This is a genomic window from Rugosimonospora africana, assembly GCF_016862975.1.
Lineage (GTDB): Bacteria > Actinomycetota > Actinomycetes > Mycobacteriales > Micromonosporaceae > Rugosimonospora > Rugosimonospora africana.
Genome location: NZ_BONZ01000021.1, coordinates 171,319 through 186,856, shown reverse-complemented (window position 1 = coordinate 186,856; position 15,538 = coordinate 171,319). Strand labels below are relative to the sequence as shown.

General features: G+C 70.5%; 12 protein-coding genes. All 12 read left to right on the top strand.

Annotation, left to right across the window (positions count from 1 at the left end; all coding sequences use genetic code 11):
- Positions 1 to 5: 5 nt before the first annotated feature.
- The 12 genes from Raf01_RS11645 (at position 6) to Raf01_RS11590 (ending at position 15,523) form a co-directional block, all read left to right on the top strand.
- Positions 6 to 2,387 (top strand): eCIS core domain-containing protein, encoded by a 2,382-nt coding sequence (locus tag Raf01_RS11645; RefSeq protein ID WP_203917811.1) that lies wholly within the window; start codon positions 6 to 8, stop codon positions 2,385 to 2,387.
- A gap of 32 nt (positions 2,388 to 2,419) precedes the next feature.
- On the top strand, positions 2,420 to 2,863 hold the full coding sequence (locus tag Raf01_RS11640; protein WP_203917810.1) for a hypothetical protein: 444 nt from the start codon (positions 2,420 to 2,422) through the stop codon (positions 2,861 to 2,863).
- Positions 2,860 to 3,591 carry a hypothetical protein gene (locus Raf01_RS11635; RefSeq protein ID WP_203917809.1) on the top strand — a complete coding sequence of 244 codons (732 nt, stop codon included), beginning with the start codon at positions 2,860 to 2,862 and terminating at the stop codon, positions 3,589 to 3,591. Before Raf01_RS11640 ends, Raf01_RS11635 begins: the two co-directional genes overlap by 4 nt.
- Positions 3,592 to 3,596: 5 nt before the next feature.
- Positions 3,597 to 4,181 carry a hypothetical protein gene (locus tag Raf01_RS11630; RefSeq protein ID WP_203917808.1) on the top strand — a complete coding sequence of 195 codons (585 nt, stop codon included), beginning with the start codon at positions 3,597 to 3,599 and terminating at the stop codon, positions 4,179 to 4,181.
- Between the two features lie 7 nt (positions 4,182 to 4,188).
- Entirely contained in the window at positions 4,189 to 5,313 is a 1,125-nt protein-coding gene (locus Raf01_RS11625) for a phage late control D family protein (RefSeq protein WP_203917807.1), read from the top strand.
- Positions 5,314 to 5,413: 100 nt separating this feature from the next.
- Positions 5,414 to 6,106 (top strand): phage baseplate assembly protein V, encoded by a 693-nt coding sequence (locus tag Raf01_RS11620; RefSeq protein WP_203917806.1) that lies wholly within the window; start codon positions 5,414 to 5,416, stop codon positions 6,104 to 6,106.
- 3 nt (positions 6,107 to 6,109) lie between these two features.
- Complete coding sequence (locus Raf01_RS11615) at positions 6,110 to 6,589, top strand: hypothetical protein (protein WP_203917805.1); 480 nt, start codon at positions 6,110 to 6,112, stop codon at positions 6,587 to 6,589.
- Positions 6,590 to 6,673: 84 nt separating this feature from the next.
- Positions 6,674 to 7,036 (top strand): GPW/gp25 family protein, encoded by a 363-nt coding sequence (locus tag Raf01_RS11610; RefSeq protein ID WP_203917804.1) that lies wholly within the window; start codon positions 6,674 to 6,676, stop codon positions 7,034 to 7,036.
- A 54-nt stretch (positions 7,037 to 7,090) separates the two neighbouring features.
- Entirely contained in the window at positions 7,091 to 8,665 is a 1,575-nt protein-coding gene (locus Raf01_RS11605) for a baseplate J/gp47 family protein (protein ID WP_203917803.1), read from the top strand.
- Positions 8,662 to 10,704 (top strand): hypothetical protein, encoded by a 2,043-nt coding sequence (locus tag Raf01_RS11600; RefSeq protein ID WP_203917802.1) that lies wholly within the window; start codon positions 8,662 to 8,664, stop codon positions 10,702 to 10,704. Before Raf01_RS11605 ends, Raf01_RS11600 begins: the two co-directional genes overlap by 4 nt.
- A 32-nt stretch (positions 10,705 to 10,736) precedes the next feature.
- The gene (locus Raf01_RS11595) at positions 10,737 to 12,269 is read left to right on the top strand and encodes an IPT/TIG domain-containing protein (protein WP_203917801.1); all 1,533 of its coding nucleotides are present in this window, start codon (positions 10,737 to 10,739) and stop codon (positions 12,267 to 12,269) included.
- A gap of 29 nt (positions 12,270 to 12,298) precedes the next feature.
- On the top strand, positions 12,299 to 15,523 hold the full coding sequence (locus tag Raf01_RS11590) for a VWA domain-containing protein (protein WP_203917800.1): 3,225 nt from the start codon (positions 12,299 to 12,301) through the stop codon (positions 15,521 to 15,523).
- Positions 15,524 to 15,538 lie beyond the last annotated feature (15 nt).

The following is a 15,538-nucleotide window of genomic DNA, read 5'->3' as shown; positions in this document are numbered from 1 at the left end:
CGGGCATGCCGACCACGCACGCGCACCAGGCCCCGGTCGCCGAGTCCCCGGCCCGGACGGCAGCACGTCAACCGGCACCGCGCCAACCGGCGCCGGCCGGGCCCGGCGCGGCCGACGGCACCCGGCTGGTCGTGCAACGCAGCCTCGGCAACGACTACCTGCAGCGCACCGCGGACTGCGGCTCCGGCGACGACTCCGCCCGGGACACCGGCTCCGGATGTTCCGGCTGCGGTGGGTGCGCCCTGAGCCGGATGGTCCAGACGAAGCTGCGCGTCACGGCCGCGGGCGACGCGTACGAACAGGAAGCGGACCGGGTCGCCGAGCGGGTGGTCGGGATGTCCGTGCAGGCTGGCGGCCGCGATCCGGCCCAGGGCGTGCCGCGCGTCGACATCCAGCGCCTGCCCGCGGCTCCGGCCGGTGCCGGCGAGTGGTCTGGATCGCAAGCCGGTTCGGTCGACCTCACCCTGCCGACAGGCGGCGGCCGACCGCTGTCGGCAACCACCCGGTCGTTCATGGAGCCACGCTTCGGCCGGGCGTTCGCGGACGTACGGGTGCACACCGGCCCGGACGCGGACCGGGCCGCCAGCCGGATCCGGGCCCGGGCGTTCACCCATGGGCAGGACGTCTACCTGCGGGCCGGGGAGAGCGAGCACGACCACCGGCTGATGGCGCACGAGCTGACCCACGTGATCCAGCAGAGCGGTGGCGCATCCCCGACCCGGCCAGTCCCGGGCGCGCCGACAGCGGGTGCGCCGACAGCGGGTGCGCCGACAGCGGGCGCGGCGGTGGCGGACGCGCCGGTCCAGCGGGCCATCAGCCCCGAGCTGGATCAGATCGAGGATCTGCTCAGCTACGGCGTGTTCGACTGGGCCATCACCGACGCTGAGGCGCTGCGCGCGCTGGCACTACTCAAGACGCTGCCACGGTTCCAGCAGGCGACCTTCTTCGCCAACGCGAAGTACGCCGGCCGGCTGCGCGACAACCTGCCCGACGCGCGGGTAGCCGAGCTGGACGCGATCGCCCGGGACGTGGCCAGCCTGCAGGCGCCCCAGGACACCGTGACGCAGATCCGGGACCGGCTCTCGTACGGCCTGTTCGACTGGGCCGTCACCGACCGAGACGCCACCGAGGCGCTGGACATGCTGGAGAAGCTGTCCGGCCCGCAACTGGCCACGGCGCTGGCCGCCATCAACTACCCCCGGCTGATGGACAACCTGCCGGAGGCCCGGCGGCAGGAGCTGGCCGACCTGTACGACCGGGCGCTGGGTCTGGGCGGTACCCGCCAGACCGAGGAGGAGTCGCACCCCGGCACCGTTATCCGCAGCATCTCCTTCCGCTCCGACCACAACGTGATGAAGGACAACACCCGCAGCTGGGCCAACTCCGGCCGGCTGTACGGCGAGCCGGAGTGGTTCGCCAGCCGGGGCGAGGTGGTCAGCTACCCGATCAGCCAGACCCGCAACACCGACGTGTCCATCTCGCTGGGCCTCAACGTGTTGCCACTGACCGCCCCATCCGCGCCGGTACGGTTGACCGGCCGCAGCCCCGAGGCGGCGCTCAATTTCGACTACTCCGGCACCATGGCCGGCGGGATGGGCCAGTACCTCTCGCTGACCTCCACCGGCAAGCTGCCCGACACGATCGTCGGGCTGCGGGACAGGCAGATCGCCTGGACCCTGGAGTGGCAGGGCTGGACTCACGAGATCGCCCGGACCAACCACACCATCTTCGTCACCAACGCACTTCCGATCGACCCGGCCGACGTGACCGAGAAGCGGATGCGCACCGCCGTGGACCTCGTCGGTCAGGTGGTCGGGCGGATCGGCACTCTCGACCCGCACTCGGTCGTCCGCGGCGTGATGCGGCGCTGGGGCGCGTACAACCTCGGTGTCCAGCTCGGCGGGCAACCGGGCGACGAATGGAAGCTCGCCGACGACCTGGACACCGGGGCGCAGTGCATCGACATCGTCCGGTTCGTCAACGCCCTGATGCGCACCGTCGGCATTCCCGGCACGTCGACCGCGATCGTGGTATGGGCCCGGCCGGAGGACCCGGACACCCCGATCCCGAGCGTGTACCCGCACGGCGGGCTGCACGGATACCACACCCACCCGAGTCACCCCGACTGGCAAGCGGCACTGATGGACGCGAACGGCTGCGGCAACAACTTCGAGGCCGCGCTGCAGTTCGAGCACGGCGGCACGCTGCGCTACTACCCGGGCGGTGTCTCGATGAACCGCGAGTACCTGACTCCGCTGGATGTCCTGCACGTCTTCCAGTGCCTGGCCTGGTTGTCGTTCACCGGCGGTCAGGTGCGGATCGAGGAGATCGCGAAGACGTATCCCGGCGGGCACTGCGAGACGGGGCCAGTCACATGCCACATGTGAGAAGCGTGAAGGCGACGAGGAGCGAGGCGACGATGAGCGAGCGAAGCCAGCGCCTGACCGGGCTCGCGCGGCGACTTGAGCGCGCGGTGCCGGGCGGGGCGCGGGTGAGCCTGCCGGCCGACGACCAGCTGGTGGTCAGCCGGAACATGCTACGCGGCGGGTTTCCGCGTATCGGCAAGTGGCGCAGGCACGTGCCGCGCTCCGGCGGGTACCAGGTCTACGTGTCCTGCCGCCTGCCGACCGACCAGGCCGCCATGGACGCGCTGTCCCAGCGGACGACGTTCGGGGCACCGCCGGCCCGCTGGGACCGGCACACCATGCGGCTGCGGGCCGCCGAGTCCGAACTCAATCCACAGTGGCGTGTCCTCAATGGACGGACAGAGGTCGTCACCGTGCTTGTCGTCTGCGGATCGGCCCAGGTACTGGACGAGGTCAACCGGATTCTCGCGGAGATTGAGGCGGTGTTGCTGGCATGAGCGACGGTTTCCCCAACAAGCCTAAGATCCTGCGCGGCGCGTTCGTCGAGTTCGGGCTCAGCCTGCCGCCGCTGTTCGTGGTGTTCCAGTTCAATCCCGTCCAGCTGACCCGCAACCGCGGGCTCACGTTCTCCTTCCCGGGCGCCACCCCCACGCCGGCCGCCGGTGCCGACGCCGGCAGCCAGACGCCCGCGATCCCGTCCCGTACCCTGCGCCAGTTCCACGGCGACTACACCAACCTGCTGGACCTTCAGAAGGACCAGTTGGTGACGGTGCAGGAACAGACCATCGGGTTCGACATCCGGCTGGACGCGACCGACAAGCTGAACGACGGCGACACCATCACCTCGCAGTTCGGCATCGCTCCGCAGATCGCGACGCTGGAGCTGATGGTGTACCCGAAGGAGGAGAGCCTGCTCGGCGCGGCGGTCAGCGCGCTGCTCGGCAGGCCGCAGGGGTTCAGCTTCACCCGGGGTGCGAACCCGCCACTGGTGCTGTTCATCTTCGGCCGTAAGCGCGTGCTGCCGGTGAACATCAACACCATGAACATCACCGAGACCGAGTTCAGCACCGATCTGAACCCGATCCGCGCCACCGTGTCGGTGAACCTGACCGTCATCGAGGGCAAGAGCGTGCCGTACCTCTACACCAAGGCGATGACCGAGGTGATGTCGGTGCTCAACCTGGCCAACATCGCCGATGTCGCGAACGTCGTGGTACCGGGGTGAGCACCGTGGCCAACGCCCTTTCCCGCTACCGCAAGGTACCCGACGTGACCGCGACCGACGCCGCGGGCCGGACCCTGCCCAGCAAGGACATCCGGCCGCTGCCGGCGGTGACCGGCACCTTCACCCACACCGTGGACTCCGGCGACCGGCTCGACCAGCTCGCGTTCACTTACTACAACCAGCCGCTGCAGTACTGGCACATCTGCGACGCCAACCCGCAGTTCCTGTCGCCGCTGGCGTTGCTGTCCAAGGAGCCGGTGCAGGTCACCCGGTTCCCGGTCAGCGTGCCGGCCGACCCGCCGCCGTGGGCCGCGGTGCGCTCGGCGCTGAACGACCTGGTGGGCGTCGAGGACGTGACCGTGGTCGAGGACGTGGCGCTGGTACCGCGGCGGCAGACGGTCGGCGGCCAGCAGGTGACCGTCACCGTGGAAAGCGTCAGCCGGTCTGTGCTGGTGCGCTACAACCGGCTCAACGTCGACGCGCCGGCGTTGGCCGCGGCGATGACCACGGCCGGCCTGACGGTCGGTCCGTGGGCCGACGGCGGCCAGCTGGGCCAGCCGATCGTCATCCCGCCAGCGGTGAGCGGGTAGGCCGGCCATGCAGCACGACAACGTCCGCGTCGAGGTCGACGGCGCCGAGATCGACCAGCTCTACAAGGACCTGGTGAGCCTGGAGGTCGAGCTGGACGACCAGCTCGCCGGCATGTTCCGGATGACCATCGCGCTGCTGCTCGGCGCCGACGGCAAGTGGCCGTACCTGGACGACGAGCACTTCGTCATCTGGAAGCGCGTGGTCATCACCGCCGGGCTGGACAACGACTCGCGGCAGCTGTTCGCCGGGTACATCACCCACCTGCGGCCGGACTTCGGCACCGGGCTGGAGGAGTGCCGGCTGGAGGTGTGGGGCATGGACGCCAGTGTCCTGATGGACCGGGCGGACCGCCTCAAGGACTGGCCGAACACGAAGGACAGCGACATCGCGACCGAGACGTTCCAGCACTACCACCTCACCCCGCAGGTCACCGACACCGCCGTCGTTCACGACGAGGAGGTGTCCACCATCATCCAGCGGGAGACCGACATCCAGCTGCTCAAACGGCTCGCGCTGCGCAACGGGTTCGAGTGCTTCGTGGACGGGGACACCGGATACTTCCGGCCGCCGGTCGTCGACGACTCGCCGCAGCCCCTGCTGACCGTTCAGGCCGGGGACGCCACCAACGTCATCCGGTTCAGCCTGGAGGTCGACGCGCTCGCCCCGGCCAACGTGGCGATGTTTCAGATCGACCACGTCACCGGTGAGGTGCTGGAAGCCATCGTGGACACCAGCGGCGAGACCGTGCTGGGCGCCAACACCCCGGCGAGCTTCCTCGGGCCGGGCATGGATCCCGGCCTCGTCTACCTCGGGCAGACCGTCACCACCGGCAACCCGGAGATGACCGCCCTCTGCCAGGGCCTGTACGACCAGGGGGAGTGGTTCGTCACCGGGGAGGGCGAGGTGGCGGCCAACCAGTACGGCAGCATCCTCCTCCCGCGCGGCACGGTCACCATCGCCGGCATCGGGGAGACGCACAGCGGCGTGTACTACGTCACCCACGTGACGCACCGGTTCACCGCGGACGGGTACCGCCAGGTGTTCCGGGTCAAGCGCAACGCCCTCGGACCGACCGGTTCCGAGGTGTTCTCCGCCGGAGGCGGCGGGCTGCTCGCCGCGGGTGGCCTGTGATGAGCCGTGGGTGGCCTGTGATGAGCCGTGGGTGGCCTGTGATGAGCCGGGACGGGCGGCCTGTGAAGCGCCGGGGCGCGCGGGTGAAGGAGTGTGGCCGATGACGATGGAGCGGATCGTGGCCGGGCTCGTGGACAAGGTCGAGCGCCGGTTCTACGGCAAGTACCGGGGCACCGTGGTGGACAACGACGATCCGGCCAGGCTCGGCCGGCTGCGCGTGACCGCGCCGGGCGCGCTGGGCCCGAACGTGGTGTCCGGCTGGGCGACCCCGTGCCTGCCCTACGGCGGTGCCGCGGACCAGGGACTGCTGTTCATCCCGGAGCGCCGCGCCGGGGTGTGGGTCGAGTTCGCGGAGGGCGACCTGGAGTTCCCCATCTGGGTCGGCACCTACTGGAGCAAGCCCGGCGGGGCCAGCCAGGTCCCCAAGCCGAACGCGGCCGACGGTTCCGAAGCCGGCAGCGTGCAGTCGCCGCCGACCAGCAAGGTCATCAAGACCCGCAAGGGACACACCATCCAGTTCGAGGACGCCGACGGCGCGGAGATGCTGCTGATCCGCGAGGGCGCCCAGGGCCACCGGGTGACCATGAACGCCGACGGGATCACCATCGTCGACAAGAGCCAGAACACCATCCTGCTTAACCAGGACGGGGTCAGCGTCACCGACGCTCACGGCAACGGCATCGAGATGACCGGCGACGCGATGACGCTCACCGCCGCGGTGCCGTTGACCATCAACGCCGCCGGCAAGGCGGTCTCCATCACCTGCGCGAGTTTCGACATCACGAAGGGCTGAGCCATGGGCAAGCTCGTCGTCGTCAAGGGCGACCCGGTCAGCGGTACCGACAAGCACAACGTGTCGGGCCAGACGAGTACGTCGCCTCCGGTCGCGTACACCGGCGTGGGCGACTACACGTACACCGGTTCCATCACGGACGCGCTCAGCGACTTCGTGACGATCGGCGGGGTACCGGTGGCACTGCTGACCAGTCACAGCTCCCTGGATCCTGGCGAGGACGCGCCTCCGACCGGTGGGCACTCCGGCCCGACGGGCAGCAACCTCGTACCGGCCGGGGCCAACCCGATCTCACTGTCCATCACGGACAGTCCACTGGGGACCGGCGTGCCGAACGCCGGTGCGGGCAGCGGGGTCCTGACCGTCGGCGGGGTGAAGGTCCTGCTGGACGCGGACAAGATCGACACGTGTAGCGGTGTTCCCGCACCGGGAAAGTCGACGGTCACCGCGAGCGGACAGAGCTTCGTGACCTGTTCCGAGTGACGGAAGCAGCGACGGACGACGGAAACAGCGACGGGCGACGCGACAGTGACCGGCACCCGGGCGGGCGGAGGGAAAGGCGGCGACATGGCGACGGGATTCGGGTTTCCGTTCGGGGTCAACCCGGCCGGCGGGATCGCGCCGGATCCGGACGACAACACCGACCTGCGCGGAAAGATCATCCAGGTGCTCTTCACGGCGCCGGGCGAGCGGGTCAACCAGCCCGAGTTCGGGTGCGGGCTGTTCAACCTGGTCTTCGATCCGAACAACACCATCATGGCCGCGGCCGTCGAGTTCAGCATCGGCCAGGCGTTGACCCGGTGGCTGGGCGACGAGCTGGTGGTCGGCGGGGTCGACGTCCAGGCCCGGGAGGAGTCGCTGGTCGCCGAGGTGGCGTACGTGCGGCGGCGCGACCTGAGCCGGCAAGCGGTGCGGGTCCACTTCAGATGACACGAGGCGCTCACGCCGGCGCGGCGCCGGGCGCGGACAGATAGGACAGACGCGATGGCAGAGATCAGACAGGTCGATGGGCGACCGGTCATCGACTACCTGGCCCGGGACTACGAGAGCCTGCTCGCGGCCATGCGCGACCTGATCCCGCAGAAGCTGCCGGAGTGGCAGGACTTCGCGAACGAGGCGGACTTCGGCAACGTGCTCCTGGAGTTGTTCGCGCACATGGGCGACATCCTGAGCTACTACACCGACCGGGTCGCCAACGAGAGCTTCCTGGGTACCGCGCAGACCCGTACCAGCGTCATCGAGCACCTGCGCCTGATCGGGTACGAGCTGGGTACCGCCGCGCCGGCCGCGACCACCCTGACCCTTGCCGTACCGGGCAGCGTGACGTCCACCGTGACCGTGAACAAGGGGGACGCGTTCGCCACCAAGAGCCAGAAGGACCGGCCCGCCGTGCGGTTCGAGTACACCCGGGAGGCCCCTCTCGTCATCGACTTCAGCACGCTGACCCCGGACCCGGTGACCGGGCGCAAGGTGTTCGGCATCGCGCAGGGCGGCATCCCGGTCGAGGAGGGGCGGCTGATCGCCGGCGAGCTGCTGGGCACCTCCGACGGCACGCCGAGCCAGCGCTTCCCGCTGGCCCACCCGGGCCTCGTCCTGCGCCCACCCGGCCCGCCCGGACAGACCAGCCGGGACGTGCTGCTGACCACCCAGCTCGGCACCACAGTGGACAGTTGGACGCTGCGCGACAGCCTGGCGTTCAGCGAGGCCGGACAGAAGGACTTCGCGGTGGAGGTGGACGCCGACGACCGGGCAACGATCGTGTTCGGCGACGGTGGCTTCGGCGCGATTCCGTCGCAGGGCACCGTGATCCGGGCGACGTACCGGGTCGGCGGCGGGCTGGCCGGCAACGTCCCGGCCAACGTGGTGACCACCATCGTCAACGCCCCGCAGCTGGCTCTGCTGGGTGCGACCGCCACCAACCCGTCGCCGGCCACCGGAGGTGCCGACCGGGAGGACATCGACCACGCGGTCCAGCACGCCCCGGCGGTGTTCCGCTCGCTGCGCCGCGCGGTGACCGCGGCCGACTACCAGGCGCTCGCGCAGAGCTTCAAGGGCGTGGGCAAGGTGCGCGCGGTCGCGACCGGCTGGAACCGGGTGACGCTGTACGTGGCGCCCGAGGGCGGCGGCAAGGTCAGCGACGTCCTGGAGGCGAACCTCATCGGGTACTTCGAGGACAAGCGGATGCTCAGCCAGCTCATCGAGGTGTCCGACGTGGACTACGTGCCGGTGTACGTGACGGCGGAGATCGCGGTCGAGAGCTTCTACGTCACCGCCGACGTGGTGGACCAGGTGCGCCAGGCCGCGGCCGCGCTGCTCGCGTTCGACCGGGTCGACTTCGGCCAGACCGTCTATCTCGGCAGGTTCTACGAGGCCGTCCAGGACACGCCGGGCGTGGTGTACGTGAACATCACCGAGTTCCGGCGCGCCGACCGACCGGTACCGGCCGTCGACCCGCTGGGCAAGCTCTCGCTCGGCGCCAACGAGATCCCGGTGATCCCGGCCGACGCCGACTACGCGTCCGGGCTGCGGGTCGTCCTGGTCAGCCAGGGAGGGCAGTGACCGTGCGGCTGCTGGACATCACCGCGACCGCCCACCGAGACGGCAACCGGATCGACCTGTCCTGGACCAACCCGTCGCCGGCGCAGGCACCCGGCGTACGGGTGGTCCGCGCCGAGGGCAGCCATCCGTCCACACCGGACGGTGGCGTGGTGGTGGCGCACGGCACCGGCCTGGTGAGCGTGTCCGACACCGGCCTGTCGGGCGAAACGGTCTACTACTACACGCTGTACCCGTTCAGCGGGAATCCGCCGGTCTACGATCCCGATCCGCACAACCTGGCCAGCGCCATGGCCACGTCGCCGTACGACTTCGCCGGCCAGCTCTACGCCATGCTGCCGGCGATCTACCGGCGGTACGACGCGGAGCGCACCCCGGTCGCCGGCACCGGCCTGCCCGACGACAGCGACAAGGGGGAATTGCGCCGGTTCCTCGACCTGCCCGGCGGCGAACTGGACCGGCTCTACAGCTTCGTCCGCGCCGCTCTCGGCTTCGCCAACCTGGAGCGGGCCGACGGCACGCTGCTGCCCCTGCTCGCGCAGTGGATCGGCTGGCAGACCAACTATGGGCTGCCGGTCGCCGCGCAGCGCACCGAGATCCGGTACGCGCCGCGGATCTACCAGACCGTCGGCGGCGTACCCATCGTGGACGCCACCGTGGCGCGGGTGACCGGCTGGCCCAACCGCACCAAGGAGTTCGTGCACAACGTGGCACGCACCAACGAACCGGAGCGGCTGAACCTGTGGTCGGCGCTGCGCGATCCGGGCGGCACCTGGGCCGCGCCCGCGCTCGCCTCGGTGAACTTCGCCCACGACGGGCGCCCGTCGGCGGTACCCGAGGCGGACGGCTCGATCTCGTTCTTCTACCACACGTACCGGCAGCACGGCTGGGACATCTGGACCAAGCGGTACGCAGGCGGGGTGTGGCAGCCCAGCGAGCCGGTGGTGGACCAGCCGGGCATCGACAAGCACCCGAGCGCGGCGATGGTCGGCACCACCCTGTGGCTGTTCTGGCAGAGCTACGACCCGGCGGCCGAGCCGGCTGACCGACGGTGGCGCATCTCGTTCGCCACCCGTACCGGCCGCACCTGGTCGGCGCCGGCCACGTTCGGCGATCCGGCAACCGAGCGCCGGATGCCGGCCGCCGTCGCGGACAACGCCGGCGGCCTGTGGCTGTTCTGGCTGGAGTCGGTCGCCGGGACCTGGCGGCTGCGGTACAACCGGCACAACGGTACGAACTGGCAACTGACCGACCCGGCGACCCTGCCGGCCGACGGCGGCCAGGATCCCCGGGTGGAGGACGACCTGTTCGTGCTGTTCCACCCGACCAACGCCAGCCAGCGGTTGTGGCTGTTTTGGTCGAGGCACGCCCCCGGCGGCCCGACCGGGCAGACCCGGTGGCGGGTGGTGTTCCGGGTCAAGCAGGGGCTGGACCCGACCGTCTCCGACTGGTCGGCGATCCGGGCGCTGCCGACCACCGGGGCCGGCGGGTACCACGACAGGCAGCCGGCCGCGCTGCCGACCGCGGGCGGCGACGTCGAGCTGTTCTACAGCTCCACCCAGGCCGGCGGCTGGTGCGTGTTCCGCAACCTTCTGACGCTGTCCACGATGACCTGGGGCACCGCGCAACAGGTCGCCGGCGGCCCGTACGCGCGCCGGGGACCGCTGGCCGTGAACGCCGGTGGCGGCGCGGGAACCCTGCTGGTCTTCCGGTCGAACGCGAGCCTCCCGTACGCCAGCGACACGTTCGGCGCCACCCAGACGCTGGACCACCGCTACGCCGGTACCACCACAGTGGACACCACCGGCACCGGCAAGCTGGCGCTGCGCGGCGCCTTCGAGGACTTCCAGACCTACACGTACGACGCCGGGTCGGCCGACGGGCGCACCAACGCCGACCGCGTCGCCCGCGACACCGTCGGGCTGTACCTGACTCCGGACATCGCCGACCCGGACGAGATCAAGGCGATCATCTCGCGGCTGGCCAACGTGCTGCCCGGCTTCATGCCGGTGACCGCCCGCGCCGTCTTCATCACGCCGTAGCCGCACGGCCGGCCATCGAGGAGGAAGAGACCATGGCGGACTACTCCCAGTCGCCGCTGGATCTGCTGCTGGCCAACCAGCAGAAGGGGTACGTGGGCGTGCACATCGAGCAGGGCGTGCCGATCCTGGACCGGGACCTGAACCTGCTGCACGATCTGGTCTCGGCCACCGTGCGCGCGGTCATCACCCGGTACATCGGCAACGGCGCGCCGGCCGGCGCCGACGGGTTCGCCATCCAGGCGCAGCCGGCCGGGCAGAACAGCCAGGACTTCCGCGTCCTGGCCGCGGCCACCGGCCCGGGCACCGCGCTGGTCGGCGGCATCGAGGTCAGCATCCCGGCGCCGACCACGTACAAGAGCCAGGCCGGCCTGCCTCCGCTGTCCACTCCCACCTCGGCCCAGCCCGATCCGCGCGTCGACGTGGTGTACCTGGACGTCTCACTGTCCGAAGTGGACGGCACGGTGGACACCGACCTGGCCAACAGCCAGGACGTCGGGGTGCAGACCTCGGTACGGCTCAAGCCGGGCTGGGTGGTCCGGGTGGCGGAGGGCGTACCGGTACCGGCGCCGCCGCCCGGGCACGTCTTCTACCCGCTGGCGCAGCTCGCCCGGCGCCGGGGTGTGGACACCGTGGACGCGACGATGATCACCGACCTGCGCCAGCGCCGGCTCACCGTCTCGGACCTGGAGAAGCGGCTGAGCCTGATGGAGAAGACCCTACTGCTGCCGGCGTTCGCCACCCCGCCGCTGCCGCAGTTCGTTCCGAAGAGCGGCGCCATCAACCAGCCGATCACGCTGTCCGGGTCCAACTTCAACGTCGGGCCGCTCACCGTCGCGTTCGGGTCGGTCACCGCGAAGCTGGTCGGTTCGCCGTCGGCCAACCAGATCGTGGCCCGGGTACCGGGCGGACTCACCCCGGCCGGCACGGCGGTGCCGGTCAAGGTGACGGTCACCAACGCCGGCGGCTCGGTGGTCAGCGACGACACGTTCACCGTGCAGCCCGCTCCGGCGTTCGCCGACCCGGGCGGCCAGTTCAGCCCGGCCAACGGGACGCCGGGCACCCAGGTCACCATCAACGGCTTCAACCTCAACGTGGGTACCCCGCAGGTGCAGTTCGCCGCCGTGACCGCGACCCTGGTCGGCACCCCGACCAACACCCAGGCCGTGGTACAGGTGCCGGCCGGTCTGGTACCCGGCGGCTCCACCAGTGCCGACGTCAAGATCACCGTGACCACCTCGGCCGGTACCGCGGTCAGCGACGACAACTTCCACGCAGAGCTGAACATCCCGGCACCCGCGTTCAGCTCCAGCCCGCAGTTCACCCCGAAGAGCGGGGTGGGCGGCCAGACCATCACCCTCACCGGCACCAACTTCAACTTCGCCCCGGTCACCGTCAAGTTCGACACCGCGACCGCGACGATCGTCGGCTCGCCGTCGGCGACCCAGATCGCCGCCCAGGTACCGACCGGCATGACCCCGTCCGGTACGCCGAAGATCGTCCATCTCTCGGTCACCACCGCCGGTGGCACCGTCACCAGCACCGACACCTTCACCGTCAACGGCTAGGCCGCCCCTCGAACGGGAGGAACCATCCAGTGAGCTTCCACGTCTATCCCGATCCGCAGACCGACCCGCTGTCGGTCGCGGCCGGCGCGACCGCGTTCACGCCGATCGCCCAACTCACCGGGCCACCCGTGGTGGCCGACTCGTACAACAAGATGATGTTCATCCGGGTTGCCATGTTCGCCGGCGCCAGCCCGCCCACCCTGCTCGTCAAGGCGGGGACCGGCGACCCGGTCGCGGCGACCACGTTCACCACCGCGGTCTACCGGCAGCCCGGGACCAATGGCGCCGACTACGTCGGCGACGTGCAACTGCTGAACGATGCCAACAACGTGTACCGGATCCGGATGGGCTTCGACCGGGACACCGCGGAGACCTGGCAGCTGGGTATCACGAACACCGACGGCGCATCCCGGGAGTTCACCTGGGTGGTGGCCCAGTCAGAAAGCGAGACCGCCCAGCCGTGGATCGTCGTGACGCCCGCGGCGCTGCCGTACCACTCGCTGGTCAACCAGTCCATCGACCAGAGCGTGCAGGTGTCCAACAAGGGCACCGGGTCGCTGTCGGTCACCGGGGTCAGCCCGGCCCTGCCGTCCGGGTTCGCGGTGTCCACCGCGCTGCCGGTGGCGGTCGACCCGTCCGGTACCCAGAGCATCGCCGTCACGTTCACCGCGCCCGCCGCCCCGCCGGCACCCAACGGCGCCACCCTCGGTACCGCGAACCTGACCACCTCCCCGGCCGACAGCACGGCGGGCACGAGCGCCGGCCACAACCAGCAGCTGTCGCTGACCGCCACCACCCAACGGCTGGAGGTCGTCCTCCTGCTCGACGACTCGGGCAGCATGAGCTGGGACGCGCTGGGCACCATCCTGCCGCCCAACTCGCCGTCCTCCCGCTGGAGCGAGCTGGCCTCGGCGACCAACCAGTTCCTCGACCTGCTCGCGCACTTCGGGCAGAACCGGGGCCGGTTCGGCATCGCCCGGTTCCCGGCCGGCGACCCGCTCAACCCGGCCACCTACGACATCGTCCCGATGACCGACATCCCCGATGTGGCCGGCATGGCCACCGCACAGGCCGCGGTCGCCGCCATCCAGCCGCTCGGCGGCACCCCGATGGGCGACGGGCTCGACCGGGTACTGGCGCCGGCCACCAGCTACTTCGGCACCGACGCGTTGAGCGTGAACGCGGACCGGCGCTGGCTGATCCTGATGAGCGACGGCGCGTACAACTCCGGTACCCACAACCCGCTGGAGTTCATCGCCCCGCCGACCGGCACGGCACCCGCGGGCACCTCGCTCGCCGAGAAGAACGTCGACCTGTTCGCCGTCGCGTACGGCGTCGACGGGCACACCGACGTCAACCACGTGCTGATGAAGCAGCTGGCCGACGGTTCCGACAACGGCCAGGTGAGCAACGTCGACGACGCGGGCACCACCGCGTCCCAGCTCGCGCTGGCGCTGCGCGACACCATCAAGTCCGGCCTGACTCCGGCGTCGTCGCCGCTGGACCCGAGCGCGGTGTTCGTGTTCGTCGAGGGCGCGGAGAACCGGCACGAGGTGACCCTCACCCAGTACGACAGCAGGGCCGCGTTCGTCATCAGCTGGAACCGGCCGGACGCGAGCCGACTGCGCCTGGAGTTGCTGACCCCGGGCTGCGAGTGCATCACCCCGGAGAACGCCGGCCAGGGCCGCTTCGCGGGCGTCACCTTCCGCTCCACCGACCGGTCGCAGATGTACCTGATCGACCCGGAGTTCCTCGACCCCGGCCCGATCGAGGTGGACGTGAAGACCGACACCGCGGAGGACACCACCGCGGTCGCGCGGGCGGTCACCCCCAGAGGCACCTCCGGCGGCGGTACCAGCCCGGACGCGCGCTTCGGCACCTGGACGTTCGTCATCACCAGCCCGCCGCCCATCATCCTGCTCGCCGAGGGCGGGCAGGGCAGCGACGGCGTACCAAGCGGTGGCGTCGTCGACACCGAGCACTACGTGTACGACGTGATCGTCGACTCGACCCTGCGCCTGGAGGCGAGCCAGGACGAGAGCACGTACTTCGCGGGCGACCAGATCGGCCTGTCCGCCCGGCTGACCGCCGGCGGCCGGCCGGTGACCGGCGCCTCGGTCTCGCTGTCGACCACCACACCCGCCCAGTCCTTCGCCAACTGGCTGGCGGCCCTGACGGTACCGGCCGACGCGCTGAAGCGCGCCCAGGAGATCCTGGCCGGCCAGGACGCCACGCCGATCCTGATCAAGCAGCTCGGCGCGCAGTTGGCCGGGCTGACCTTCGACGGCGGCCAGCACCGGGTGACGCTGCCGATGACCGACCCGGACGGCGACGGCACCTACCGCGCGACGTTCACCGACACGTCCGTACCCGAGCACTACACGTTCTACGTGACCGCCACCGGCGTGACCGAGGACGGGGTGGCCTTCCGCCGGGAGGCCAGGCAGGAGACGTTCGTGCAGGTGCGCCCGGTCGCGGCCGCCACCCTGCTGGACGTTCACCAGACCGTGGCGGGCGAGGCCCAGGTCACCGTCGTACCACGCGACCAGTTCGGCAACGTGCTGCTGATCGACCCGGCGACCGCCGGCGGCTTCGGCGTACTGGCGCCGGGCGGCAAGCTCGGCGGTCTGGTGAGCAACCTGGACGGCAGCTACACCACCACGGTCACCTTCGACCCGAAGCACCAGCCGGACATCGGGCTCCAGTTCGGCGGCGTCGAGGTGATCAAGCCCAAGCCGGTACCGCCGGTCGGCAAGCTGCACTACCCCGATCGGGTCGACAGCTTCCAGGCCGGCCAGATCAAGGCGGCCAACCAGCACGACGAGCCGAAGGACGTGCTGGGTACGGTCGTGGACAAGCCGGACGGCGTCTTCCTGGCCCTGGGCGCCGGCGGGAACGTGGTCGTCAGCTTCACCCGGCAGGTCATCCTGGCCAGCGGCGACGACGACATCACGGTCTTCGTCCACCCCGACACCGACCTGCGGTCGTACCGGGTGGAGGCGTACTCGCTGGAGCGTCGCAAGTGGGTACCGCTGGGCGAGTCGGTCGGGGTGACCGAATCGTTCAGCCTGCGGGACGCGAAGCTGAAGCTGACGCTCGCCGTCAAGGTGACCGACACCAGCCGGCGTACCCGCGACGCCAACGCGGTGCCGCTGTCCGCTCCGGGGGTCAGCGTGCGCGGCATCGGGGTCACGAAGACCAGCAAGGACCTGCCCTGCGACCGCCGGGACCTGCCCGACTGGTTCCCGTGGTGAGGTAGCTGGGGGAGG

Excerpts from the sequence above, each read along its gene's own strand:
- Raf01_RS11645 (WP_203917811.1), top strand. The coding sequence starts at position 6 with ATGCCGACCACGCACGCGCACCAGGCCCCGGTCGCCGAGTCCCCGGCC.
- Raf01_RS11640 (WP_203917810.1), top strand. The coding sequence starts at position 2,420 with ATGAGCGAGCGAAGCCAGCGCCTGACCGGGCTCGCGCGGCGACTTGAG.
- Raf01_RS11635 (WP_203917809.1), top strand. The coding sequence starts at position 2,860 with ATGAGCGACGGTTTCCCCAACAAGCCTAAGATCCTGCGCGGCGCGTTC.
- Raf01_RS11625 (WP_203917807.1), top strand. The coding sequence starts at position 4,189 with ATGCAGCACGACAACGTCCGCGTCGAGGTCGACGGCGCCGAGATCGAC.
- Raf01_RS11620 (WP_203917806.1), top strand. The coding sequence starts at position 5,414 with ATGACGATGGAGCGGATCGTGGCCGGGCTCGTGGACAAGGTCGAGCGC.
- Raf01_RS11615 (WP_203917805.1), top strand. The coding sequence starts at position 6,110 with ATGGGCAAGCTCGTCGTCGTCAAGGGCGACCCGGTCAGCGGTACCGAC.
- Raf01_RS11610 (WP_203917804.1), top strand. The coding sequence starts at position 6,674 with ATGGCGACGGGATTCGGGTTTCCGTTCGGGGTCAACCCGGCCGGCGGG.
- Raf01_RS11605 (WP_203917803.1), top strand. The coding sequence starts at position 7,091 with ATGGCAGAGATCAGACAGGTCGATGGGCGACCGGTCATCGACTACCTG.
- Raf01_RS11595 (WP_203917801.1), top strand. The coding sequence starts at position 10,737 with ATGGCGGACTACTCCCAGTCGCCGCTGGATCTGCTGCTGGCCAACCAG.